This window comes from Bifidobacterium leontopitheci, assembly GCF_009193355.1.
Classification (GTDB): Bacteria; Actinomycetota; Actinomycetes; order Actinomycetales; family Bifidobacteriaceae; genus Bifidobacterium; species Bifidobacterium leontopitheci.
The window spans coordinates 141,951-153,201 of sequence record NZ_WBVT01000001.1 but is presented as its reverse complement, the minus strand read 5'-3'; the positions used below and the strand labels follow the sequence as shown (position 1 = coordinate 153,201).

Below are 11,251 nucleotides of genomic sequence, written 5' to 3'. Positions count from 1 at the left end.
GTCGCTTTCCGCTGTCACGACGGAGTCTTCCCGTACGATCGAAATCGGTTTCAAGGTCATGTAGAAATCCCATTCATGCCGGCGGCAGTTGTTTCCGGTTGTCCCTTACGATACCCACACTCCGCCGAGCCAAGATGTCAGTCTACCCGACAGGCCCCGACCTGCTTATGCCTTTGGTGTGTTGCCGTGAACGTCTCCTTTCTGCCCCTGCGTGTCCTGCGCCGTCGCGCCTCCCTGGGCTGTCGCACTGTGCCCGCCGTCACCATGCGCACCGTCACCGCGCCCGCCGTCGCCGTGCGCGTGCAGTATCGTCTTCACCTTGGCGAGACGCTGGCCGACCTCATGCTCGTAACCGCGGTCGTTGGGATGGTAGTATTCGCGCCCGCGCAACACTTCTGGCATGTATTCCTGCGGTGCGACCGCACCCGGCCAGTCGTGCGCGTACCGGTAACCCTCATGGTTCCCCCATGATTTCATGAGCTTGGTGGGCGCGTTGCGCAGGTAGAGCGGCACCGCGCCGATAAGACCGGCGTCCACGTCGGCGAGCGCCTGGTTGATGGCATTGTAGCTGGCGTTGGATTTCGGCGCGGTGGCGACGGCGATGGTCGCCTCCGCGAGGATGATGCGCGCCTCCGGCATGCCGATCATGGCGACGGCCTGTGCAGCCGCCACCGTGACCTGCAGGATCTGCGGTGCGGCCATGCCGACCTCCTCGGCCGCTGCGATCATGATGCGTCGGGCGATGAAGCGCGGGTCTTCGCCGGCTTTCAGCATTCGTGCGAGATAGTGGATGGCGGCGTCGGGGTCGCTGCCACGCATCGATTTGATGAAGGCGGAGATCACATCATAATGGTCGTCGCCGTCCTTGTCGTAGCGCACGGTGGCCGCGTCCATGACGGTGCCGACGACGTCCGGCGTGATGATGGGCTTGCGCGCGCCTTTCTTGCGTGCCTTGTCGCCGGTGACCGCGCCCGCGGCCGCCTCGAGGATGGTGAGCGACTTGCGTGCGTCGCCGCCTGCCATGCGCACGATTTCGTCGACCGCCTCGTCGGTGGCCTTGACCTCGCCTTTGAGCCCTTCCGGCGATTCCAGTGCCCGACGAATCAGCTCGTCGAGCTGGGCGGGTTCCAATGATTCGAGTTTGACGACGACGGAACGGCTGAGCAGCGGCTTGATGACCGAGAAGCTGGGGTTCTCGGTGGTCGCGCCGATGAACGTGACGTCCCGGTTCTCGACTGCCGGTAGGAGCGCGTCCTGCTGCGACTTGGAGAAGCGGTGCACCTCGTCGATGAACAGGACCGTCTCGATGCCGTCGCCGACGAGTCGTCTGCGGGCGCGGGCGAGCACATCGCGCACGTCCTTGACGCCGGCCGTCACCGCCGACAGCTCCTCGAACGCGCGGCCGGATTGCCTCGCGACGATGTACGCGAGCGTGGTCTTGCCCACGCCGGGAGGTCCGAACAGAATGATCGAACTCGGTGCGGTCAGCGACCCCTTGGACGCCGGGTTCGCCAGCCTGCGCAACGGGGACCCCTCCCCCAGCACCTGCGACTGGCCCAGCACATCCTCGATTCGCTGCGGGCGCATGCGGACCGCCAGCGGACGGGTCATGTCCGCCGACGCTCCAGTCGCCACATCAAACAGGTCGTTTTCGCACATGCGCCCACCATACACCACGCATCGAACAAACGTTCTACACCAGCGTGTCGGCCGGCGGGGATAACCACCCCCCAGTCAGCTGCAGCTGCCAGCCCCCGCCAGCGGGGGCGCGATGGACCCATAGGATTCTGACGGAAGGACGCAGTAGCAGCCAACAACACCCCATCGACCATATAGTCCTGTACAATAACATGTACAGGACTCAAGGAGGTAATCATGGTCCAGGCTGTCGCATACAGCACATTCCGCAACAATCTCAAGTCGTACATGCGCAAGGTCAATCAGGACGCCGACATGCTGCTCGTCACCAATACCGACCCCGAAGACAATGTGGTCGTCATGAGCGCCGCCGACTACGACTCGTTGATGGAAACGCTTCGCATCTATCAGAATCCCCATCTGCGCGACAAGATCACGCGAGGCCTGGCTCAGGTAAGACAAGGACGGGCAACACCGCATAAGCTCATCGACTCGGATGCCGCACACGTCGCCAAGGATGCCACCTCAGAAATGGACGACTGACCATGCTACTGTGCTGGACCGAAGACGCGTGGAACGACTACCTGTACTGGCAGACGCAGGACAAGCGCACGCTCAGACGCATCAATACGCTGATCCGCGACATCATGCGATCACCGTTTGAAGGCATCGGCAAACCGGGACCATTGAAGTGGGGATTGGCCGGCGCATGGTCACGCCGCATAGACTCGGCGAACCGTATCGTCTATACCGTAGAAGGCGACAGACTCTGCATCCTTTCGGCGCGGGATCATTATTGATCGATTGTCCAAACCGCTGGCGCGTCATTGCATCAAGCCCATATAATTGAATGAATACATCAATCGCGTACCTTCTCTATTGGCCGGAAGCATCCGGCCAAGTCGCTCCGGTCAGTGCCGACGGAGATCCCCAGCGAAACCTCCACACAAATAAAGGCCTCAACATGAAAGCCAAAACCCTCACTTTCGCCGCCGCACTGATCGCCGCGATCTGCCTGCTGCTGGCCGGCTGCGCCGAAGGCACAGACAAACAGCAGCCCGAGCAGCAGACAATCCAGACCTACACCTCCGTGGCGAGCGTCATCAAGGCAAACCCGCCAGTCGGCAAGGAGATACGCATCAAAGCTGGAATCCTCACCAAAGACGGGATCCCCTTCGTCACCGACGTCTCCATCGATACATACCCTGCGCAACCGGATAGGCCGAACATTGCAATCTACGGACTGCCCTTCGACAAATTCAATTTCACCGAGACCAAGGGCGAATACTCAGGAGCAGTCGACATCATCGTCAAGCTGACGTCCGCAATCGACCCGGACGGCACAACGAAAGCGGAATTCGTCAGGCTGCCGTGACGGGCAACCATGCAATTGATTTAATTATCCAAATTACCTGGATTGATTCAAAACGCCAACACGCGGATGGTCTTCATAAGCGAGTCAATAAAAACTGCTATATGATAATCATATAGCTTAAGGCTGCTGCATCTCATTAGTTGGAAATATCCGACTAAGCCGCTCCGGTCAGTGTAGACGGGGTTTCTCATCGATTCTTTCTATAGGTAAGGTCTCATCATGAAAGGTAGAACTCTCCATATTTTTACCTCGATGATGCTCTGCGTCCTGCTGGCGATGCTGCTTGCCATTGGAGCCTCCTCGTCTCGCAGCCTCATTGCACAAGCATCAGACGAAGCAAACACAGCTACAGATTCCACGGAACCCGATGAATACGGCGAAGCCGCCAAATCCTTGGCAAACGCCTACGGACTGCCCGAAGACACCGCCAAGCGAAGGGTCGAGGGGCAGAGCGATCGTATGATGTTCCGCACGCTTGTCGCCGAAAAGCTGGGCGATACGATCGGCGGATTCTCATACGACCCGGTTTCTGGTACGACCACGGTCAGCACCACGGACGAGGCCAAGGACACACCGCTCATCACCCAGCTGGCAGAACAGTATGGTGTTGCCATCACCATTACTCCAGCCGACTACTCATACGCGCAGCTGGACGAGTGGGCACAGCAGATTCTTGCTGAGGCCAGCGGTAATCCATCGATTCTTGACGCCTACCCCGACCCGGAAACCAACTCCGTCACCATCAAAGTTGATAAAAGAGCGGCCCGTAACTACGAGTCGCTTCCAACCGTCTCCACCCTAGCCACTCAATCCGTGCCGATTACCATAGTCGCTGGCGAAGAAACTGACACCTCCACCCCGGACATATGCACCGGGAAAAGTTCCTGTGGAGCACCGCTACGCGGCGGCATCAACATACTCTCTCGTTAGCGCAGTGCCGGACAGCTACCGGTACTGGGATGCAACTACCACAGCGAAAGTGAGATTCGATGAATAACAGAACGACCGCAACAAGATTGCGACTCCTTGCCACTTTCATCGCCGCACTGATCGCCGCGATCTGCCTGCTGCTGGCCGGCTGCGCCGGCGGCACGGACAAACAGCAGACCGAGCAGCAAACGATCCAGACCTACACCTCCGTGGCGGCAATCATCAAAGCGAATCCAAAGGCTGGCACTACCGTCCGAATCAAGAGCACACTTGTCACCAAGGACGGCACGCCGTACCTGTGTGACTACACCCTGGAAAGCGATCCGCCGCAGCCCAGCTCCCCTAACATCGCCGTAGCCGGTCTTCCTCTTGACAAGCTCTCGCTCCGCGAATCCAAAGGCGTCAAAATCGGCGATGCCGACGCCATCGTCAAGCTGACGTCCGCAATCGACCCGGACGGCACAACGAAAGCGGAATTCGTCAGGCTGCCGTGACGACGCCACCGTCGCAACGGCATAGCACAGCTGCCACGGCTCACCACCCACCAACCAACAGGAGGCCCGGACTGCCGGCACATACCGGCCATCCGGGCCTCCCGCCTTGCACGCAGGCTCTTACTCGTTGCCCACCTCATAGTCGAGGAACACGACCTCGCCGGAATCCTGCGTGGCGTCGAGGTCGATGGTGCCGGTGATGGCCCAGTCGTGGTCGCCGTCCGAATCGTCGATGATCTGCCGCACGCGCCACGTGTGCTCGTCCTGCTCGTGGCGTTCGTCAAGCATGAACAACTCGGCGGAGCGGGCCTTCGCGTCGGTGTTGACGTATTCGTGCTCGTCGTAGAAGTCGTCGAGCGCGTCCTCCCATTCGTGAACCCCGTAACCCCAGTCCTTGTCGAGCGCGCCGAGCTCGTCCGGCTTGTCGAGATCCATGAGCTGCACTCGGCGGAACAGCGCGTTGCGCACGAGCACCGTCAGGCCGCGGCGGTCCTCCACGACGGCGGCGTGGCTGCCGGGCGCGGCCAGGGACGCGGCCGCCTCGGACGCCGCGGACGTGTCCGCGCCCGCGTTCTCCCATTCGTCGACGAGGCTGGAGTCGATGGAGCGCACGATCACGCGCAGCCATGAGATCACGTCACGCAGCTGGTCGTCGAGCTTGTCGTCGGGCACGGTACGGGCGAGCGCCCGGTAGGCGTCGGACAGGTAGCGCAGCAGCGTGCCTTCGGACCGTGCGATGTTGTAGCGGGCGATGTACCCGGTGAAGTCGGATGCGGTCTCGACCATGTCGCGCACCACGGACTTGGGGCTCAGCTCGTAGTCGTTCGCCCACGGCACGTCGTGGCGGTATTCGTCGAACGCGGCTTCGAGCATGTCGGCCAAGGGCTTGGGGTAGGTGACCTCCTGCAGCTTCTCCATGCGCTCGTCGTATTCGAGGCCGTCGGCTTTCATGTCGGCCATGGCCTTGTCGCGGGCGGCGCGCTCCTGGGCGCGCAGCACCTGCTTGGGGTCCTCCAGCGTGGCTTCGACCATGGAGATCACGTCGAGCGCGTACGTGTCGGATTCGGGGTCGAGCAGTTCGAGCGCGGCCAGCAGGAACGGGCTGAGCGGCTGGTCGAGCGCGAAGTCGTCGGGCATGTCCACGTCGAGGAAGTAGTCGTCGCCGCCGTCCTCGCGCGGCTCGGTCTCGATGACCTTCGTGTCGAACAGCGTCTGGAAGATCTCGTCGGCGCGCTGGTGCAGGTGCTCCTTCTGGTCGGGCGTCTGCGCGGAGTCGTCGATGAGCCGGTCGATGCGGGCGCGTGCGTCGCCGCCCTGCGCGATCTCGTTGAGCACCATGGAGTGGGTGATCTTCATGTGCGGCACGAGCGTTTCGGGTGCGGCGTCGATGAGCTTCTGGAACGTGTTCTGGTTCCAGGTGACGAATCCCTCCGGCGGCTTCTTGCGCTTGATCTTCTTGAGTTTCTTCGGGTCGTTGCCGGCCTTGGCGACGGCCTTCTGGTTCTCGATCTCATATTCGGGCGCCTCGGCGATGACGAGGCCTTCCGTGTCGAAGCCCATGCGGCCTGCGCGGCCGGCGATCTGGTGGAATTCGCGGGCGCGCAGGCGGCGCATCTTCACGCCGTCGTATTTGGTCAGCGCGGTGAGCACGACGGAGTGGATGGGAACGTTGATGCCGACGCCGAGCGTATCGGTGCCGCAAATCACGGGCAGCAGGCCCTGCTGGGCGAGCTGTTCGACGAGACGGCGGTAGCGCGGCAGCATGCCGGCGTGGTGGATGCCGACGCCGTTGCGCAGGAGCCGCTGCAGGATTTTGCCGAACGCGGTGGTGAACTTCACGCCTTTGATGGCGTCGGCGATGGCGCCCCGCTGCTCTTTGCTGGAGACGCCGGTGAAGGCGAGCGTCTGCGCGGTGTCGAGCGCGGCGTCCTGCGAGAAGTGGACGACGTAGATGGGCGTCTCGCCTTTGCGGAACGCGAGTTCGACGGTCTTGTCGAGTGGGTCGAGCGTGTACTCGTAGGTGAGCGGCACGGGGCGCGGCGCGTCGGCGATCACGTCCACGTCGGTGTCGGTCATGTCCTCGAGCTTGTCGGCGATGGAATCGACGTTGCCGAGCGTGGCGCTCATGAGCAGGAACTGGGTGCGCGGCAGCGTGAGCAGCGGCACCTGCCACGCCCAGCCGCGTTCGGAGTCGCCGTAATAGTGGAATTCGTCCATGGCGACCATGCCGACGTCGGCGTGGCGACCTTCGCGCAACGCCTGGTTGGCGAGGATCTCCGCCGTGCAGCAGATGATCGGCGCATCCGCGTTGATATGCGTGTCGCCGGTGATCATGCCGACGTTGTCGCGGCCGAACACCTCCACCAGGTCGAAGAACTTCTCGGAGACGAGCGCCTTGATGGGCGCCGTGTAGTACGAGCGCCGTCCGGTGCACAATGCGGTGAAGTGCATGCCGAGCGCGACCAGCGACTTGCCTGAGCCGGTCGGCGTGTTGAGGATCACGTGGTCGCCGGCGAGCAGGTCCATGATGGCCTCCTCCTGGTGAGGCCACGGTTCGATGCCCTTGACGTCCGCAACCCAGTCGAAGAACCGCTCGTAGATCTCGTCGGTGTCGAGGTTGCGCGCGTCCTCGCCGTCCCATGCGGGGGCGAGCGCGCCCAATGATCCGTAATGCTCGTTGTCTGCCATGGTTCCTCAGTCTACACACCGTGCGGCCCGGGCCGGACATGGCAGCTCCCGGTTTTCTCCCATCCGGCGGATGTCAGATGGGAGAAAACCGGGAGTCGCGACATGCGTTCTCCCGGGTTTCTCCCATTTCAGTGGTCCAGAACGGGAGAAAACCAGGAGTAGGACAGTCAAACTCCCGGTTTTCTCCCATCCGGCGGATGTCAGATGGGAGAAAACCGGGAATAGCATAGCCGGACTCCCGGTTTTCTCCCGTTTCAGGGTTGCGAAATGGGAGAAAGCCGGGAGTTGGCGGGGCTGGCGGCACGGCGGCAGGACCGTCGGCTGCCCTCAGCGACCCGTCAGTCCTTGCCGACGGTGCTCCAGTCGATGGCGTCCTCGATCTTCGAGTTGAGGTTCTGCGTGGCGTCCGAACCGACGGCGGCGCCGCAGAACACCTCGACCTTGGCGCCGATGGAGACGGTGCCCCACACGCTGCTCGTCGAGTCGAAGCCGTGCTCCTCGATCATCTTCATGATCGTGTCCGAACGGTCGCTGTAGTCCTGCTTGCCGTACTCTTCGCAGGTGGTGTTCGACGCCTTGCTCAGGAACGGGATGCTGCAGCCGCTCAGGCCGACCGCGCATGCGGTCGCGACCGCGGTCGCCGCGATGATCTTCGTGATGTTCTTCATGATGGTCTCCTTGATGTCTGTTGATGGGAAAGATCGTTGGATGTGGACGGCAGACGGCGCGTCCGGTGCGAGTCCGGCGGTCAGCCGACCCGTTTGAATTCGAGCGTGATGTCGCCGGCGGTGAGGGTCATGTGGTCGTTGCCGCTCGTGGTGACGTGGAACGTTCCGCCGGATCCGAGCAGACCGGTGACCTCCAGCTTGTAGCTGCCGTCGGAGTTCTTCGTCAACGTGTACGTGTCGCGCGGGCTGAACAGGTTCGCGGTGGACTCGTGGAACGTGACGACCTTGCCCTTGCGGGTGACGAGCCCCCACGTGCCGTCGCCGACACTCTCCCACTGGCCTTGGATGCTGAACCCGCCGAACCCGCAGCCGGAGAGCGCGACCATCGCCAGCAGCGCGGCGCACAACGCGGCGACGAGACGAACGGCTCCGGAACGCCGACCGGCGACGCTGCCGCCCGCTTCACGAACGGCCATGGCGGCTCCCGCACCGCCCGGCATCGTATCGAATGATTCGTTCATGATGACATGTCCTTTCTCTGGACTCTCTGTTCGCGGCATCTCACTGGATGCCGCTCGACCGGTACGATGTCGCGGACTGGACGAAAACGGATATGAAAAACCGGAGGCGATTCCCATATGGACGATCACGAAGTCAAGCCAACGCAACGGTATGGTGCGCACGCAATGGAACGTGCAGAAGGAGGAGGACGAGCGTCCTGAAACCGGTGACGCCAACCTCGGCATCACTACTGGTCAGTATAGCATGGTGTGACGCATTTTCCCGTGTTCCGCGGAACGCAACAGGCCGCCGGCGACACTGCCGACGGCCATTCCCGCATGACACCACGCATCGCCTTAATCGGCGAGCCGGCGCCGCACCTCGTCCGGGTCGATGCCGTCGGCGAGCGGCGGCCAGGTCATGTTCATGTTGCGCAGCGTCGTGCGCAGCAGTTCGGAGACGACGGCGCGCGAATACCAGCGGTTGTCGGCGGGCACCAGGTGCCAGGGTGCGGCCGACGTGCTCGTCTTCTCGAACACCTCCTGCCATGCGGCCATGTAGTCGTCCCAGCGGTCGCGCGCGTCAAGGTCGGACATGTCGAACTTCCAGTATTTCGTGGGGTCGTCGAGCCGGCCCAGGAAATGCCGCCGCTGCTCGTCGCGGCTGGAGACGAGGAAGATCTTGATGATCGCGCAGCCGGAGGCCACAAGGCTCTTCTCGAACTCGTTGACCAGATCGTAGCGGCCTCGCCACACATCCTCGGGATATGTGCCGTAGACGTGCGGCATGACGATGTCCTCATAATGCGACCGGTCGAACACCGCGATCCAGCCGGGGTCGGGCAGCTCACGCTCCACGCGCCACAGGAACCCGTGCGCGGACTCCTCGTCGGTGGGTTTGCCGAAACCGTGGTAGTGGATGCCCATCGGGTCGCCCTGGCGGAACACGTGCCGCACGATACCGCCCTTGCCTGAGGCGTCCATGCCCTGCAGCACGATGAGCAGCCTCCGCGTCGATCCCTTGACGCCGTTGGCGTACATGAGCCGCTGGTAGCGGGCGATCTCGGATGAGCTGAGCGTCATGAACCGTTCGGCGTCCGCCTTGTCGCCGTCGAATCCCGGCGTCTCGGCGGCGCCATGCTCGGCGAGGTCGGCGACGCTGACGCCGCGGTGGAACATGAGCCGCTGCGCGGGAGGCAGCGACCATACGGCGCTGAGCAGCTCACTGGATTTCGCGGCGTTGGCGAGCCGCTCCGGCAGGGTGGCGCTCGCCTCGATCATGTCGATGCGCGACTCGGCGGCGTCGAGGATGCGGCCGAGGCGCCTGCCGGCATCTGCGTCCTTCGCCCTGAACGCGTCCTTTGCCTTCGGCGATCCCTTGATCTTGCGCGACGAGCCCTTGTCTGCGCCGTCGTCGGCGGTCCTTCTGTCATCCTTGGCCATACGTCACGATTGTACCCGCATGGACCACTAGGATGCAGGCGGTGCACGCCGGCGACGGCCAGACACCGGGTGCGCGGCCGGTGATGGGACTCGGCATCCGTCCTGTCGGTCAGATGCCTTCTGTCTTGGCGAGCAGATAGGTGTCCCCGTCTATTTCGGCAAGCTTGCCGTCACCCGCCTTGTAGCCGCCCTCGCCATACCCGTAATCCCGCCAGTAGTTTCCGATCGGCGTCGTGGCCACCCATCCTGCCGGCTGCGAAAGGATGCCGCTGACCGTATCAAGGGAATCCTGCTTGAAATAGTAGTTGGACGCGCCGGTGATGCCGAAGTTGTCGAAGGTCCAATCCGACGAGTCATCCGGGAGCTGGAACTCCACGTCCCTGGTCTCTCCCACATCGAACGTCCCGTCCGCCGGCAAGGCGATCGGTACGGTGAGGCCACCGGTCCAATAGGTTTTGCCGTCAATGGAGTACTGGTGGCATATGTCATAGTCGCCGACAAGGAACGTGCACACGTTCTGTGTATACACCGGATACACCGTGCCGAAGACGCTGCTGTCGCCGCTGCCGAACAGGCCTCCGCCTCCCCAGCTGGTGGGAGCCTGCTTGCCGGACGTCGTATTGGTGACGGACGCCGCGACCGACGGCTTGAGCATATAGATCATCTTGGCGGTGCCCGGCTGGCCTTGCGTGGAATCGGGGTGCGTGGTTACCCCCAGGCCGCTCACCGAAACATCGTACGAATACCCTTCGTTGGTGAGGATCGAATAGCGCAGACCGGTCTTGCGTGCTTCGACGGCTTTCTCGTAAGTGGAGACCGCGGAGGACAACGCTTCGGTCTTGTTGCTCAGCTCCCTCTCCTGATCGTTGAGTTTGCTGGTGGCCGTCCTGTAGCCATCGGCGGTTTTCGGTTCGGTATCGTCGATCGTCGTCTCATCATAGAGCTGCTTCGCGCCGGACAGCACCGAGCGCAGGGAGACCACATCATCGTCATTCGAGTTTTCGGGTACGCCATCGAGTGCGTTGCCGGCGTCATCGATGGCGTTGCCGAGATCCCGGTATGCCAGGTCCGCGCCGCCGACTGCACGGCTCCACAGCTCACGGCGATTCTTCATGTCAGCGGACTGCGCCGCCGAATCGGAGCCGACTGCGTTCGGGCCTCCGCCAATCGGGCCGCATGCCGTCAGCGACGTGACGGCGGCCAGGCAGGCGACCACGGCCATGGCTTTGCTGATACGTGACATCATGTGCCTTCTTTCTTCGTGTTTCGTGTCGCATATGCGCGGACGCTGTTGCATTCCGCGACACCGGAGATATGCCGGCGAACCGGCGAAAGGGGATATGAAAACCATGCAGTCATTGTCGGTATGGCATCCGCAGAGAGCTTGCCGCAATGAGCGCAGTGCGATACAGTGAGAGATGTTTCAAGGCATTGGCCTTCTCTCTTATTCCCCCCATCGAATATGTCGCGAACGGATTCGACGTGATATCCCGAATCCGCCCGTTTTTTCATATC

The 11,251-nt window shown here is 62.4% G+C and carries 12 protein-coding genes; 6 read left to right on the top strand and 6 right to left on the bottom strand.

Going from position 1 to position 11,251, the window contains the following annotated elements:
• Nucleotides 1–165: 165 nt before the first annotated feature.
• Nucleotides 166–1,659, bottom strand: coding sequence for a replication-associated recombination protein A (locus F7D09_RS00665; RefSeq protein ID WP_226835790.1), 1,494 nt, complete (start codon nt 1,657–1,659; stop codon nt 166–168).
• A gap of 216 nt (nt 1,660–1,875) precedes the next feature.
• On the opposite strand from F7D09_RS00665, the gene F7D09_RS00660 reads away from it, so the two are divergent.
• The 5 genes from F7D09_RS00660 to F7D09_RS00640 all read left to right on the top strand — a co-directional run bounded on the left by F7D09_RS00660 (nt 1,876) and on the right by F7D09_RS00640 (nt 4,437).
• Entirely contained in the window at nt 1,876–2,181 is a 306-nt protein-coding gene (locus F7D09_RS00660) for a type II toxin-antitoxin system Phd/YefM family antitoxin (RefSeq protein ID WP_152233510.1), read from the top strand.
• Nucleotides 2,182–2,183: 2 nt separating this feature from the next.
• Entirely contained in the window at nt 2,184–2,438 is a 255-nt protein-coding gene (locus F7D09_RS00655; RefSeq protein WP_152233509.1) for a Txe/YoeB family addiction module toxin, read from the top strand.
• Nucleotides 2,439–2,488: 50 nt separating this feature from the next.
• Nucleotides 2,489–3,013: a hypothetical protein gene (locus F7D09_RS00650; protein ID WP_152233508.1), complete on the top strand. Its 525-nt coding sequence runs from the start codon at nt 2,489–2,491 to the stop codon at nt 3,011–3,013.
• Nucleotides 3,014–3,232: 219 nt separating this feature from the next.
• On the top strand, nt 3,233–3,943 hold the full coding sequence (locus F7D09_RS00645; protein ID WP_152233507.1) for a hypothetical protein: 711 nt from the start codon (nt 3,233–3,235) through the stop codon (nt 3,941–3,943).
• A gap of 59 nt (nt 3,944–4,002) precedes the next feature.
• Nucleotides 4,003–4,437 carry a hypothetical protein gene (locus F7D09_RS00640; RefSeq protein WP_152233506.1) on the top strand — a complete coding sequence of 145 codons (435 nt, stop codon included), beginning with the start codon at nt 4,003–4,005 and terminating at the stop codon, nt 4,435–4,437.
• Between the two features lie 120 nt (nt 4,438–4,557).
• Here the strand turns inward: F7D09_RS00640 and F7D09_RS00635 are convergent, their stop codons facing one another.
• The 3 genes from F7D09_RS00635 to F7D09_RS00625 form a co-directional block, all read right to left on the bottom strand.
• Nucleotides 4,558–7,125 carry a DEAD/DEAH box helicase gene (locus tag F7D09_RS00635; RefSeq protein WP_152233505.1) on the bottom strand — a complete coding sequence of 856 codons (2,568 nt, stop codon included), beginning with the start codon at nt 7,123–7,125 and terminating at the stop codon, nt 4,558–4,560.
• A gap of 338 nt (nt 7,126–7,463) precedes the next feature.
• Nucleotides 7,464–7,793: a hypothetical protein gene (locus F7D09_RS00630; protein ID WP_152233504.1), complete on the bottom strand. Its 330-nt coding sequence runs from the start codon at nt 7,791–7,793 to the stop codon at nt 7,464–7,466.
• Nucleotides 7,794–7,873: 80 nt separating this feature from the next.
• The gene (locus F7D09_RS00625) at nt 7,874–8,314 is read right to left on the bottom strand and encodes a hypothetical protein (RefSeq protein WP_152233503.1); all 441 of its coding nucleotides are present in this window, start codon (nt 8,312–8,314) and stop codon (nt 7,874–7,876) included.
• Here F7D09_RS00625 and F7D09_RS00620 point away from each other — a divergent pair.
• Nucleotides 8,313–8,567 (top strand): hypothetical protein, encoded by a 255-nt coding sequence (locus tag F7D09_RS00620; RefSeq protein ID WP_152233502.1) that lies wholly within the window; start codon nt 8,313–8,315, stop codon nt 8,565–8,567. The genes F7D09_RS00625 and F7D09_RS00620 overlap by 2 nt on opposite strands.
• 83 nt (nt 8,568–8,650) lie before the next feature.
• On the opposite strand, the gene F7D09_RS00615 is transcribed toward F7D09_RS00620, so the two are convergent.
• Both F7D09_RS00615 and F7D09_RS00610 read right to left on the bottom strand, forming a co-directional pair.
• Nucleotides 8,651–9,736, bottom strand: coding sequence for a PPK2 family polyphosphate kinase (locus tag F7D09_RS00615; RefSeq protein WP_152233501.1), 1,086 nt, complete (start codon nt 9,734–9,736; stop codon nt 8,651–8,653).
• 109 nt (nt 9,737–9,845) lie between these two features.
• Entirely contained in the window at nt 9,846–10,982 is a 1,137-nt protein-coding gene (locus tag F7D09_RS00610) for a hypothetical protein (RefSeq protein WP_152233500.1), read from the bottom strand.
• Nucleotides 10,983–11,251: the final 269 nt, after the last annotated feature.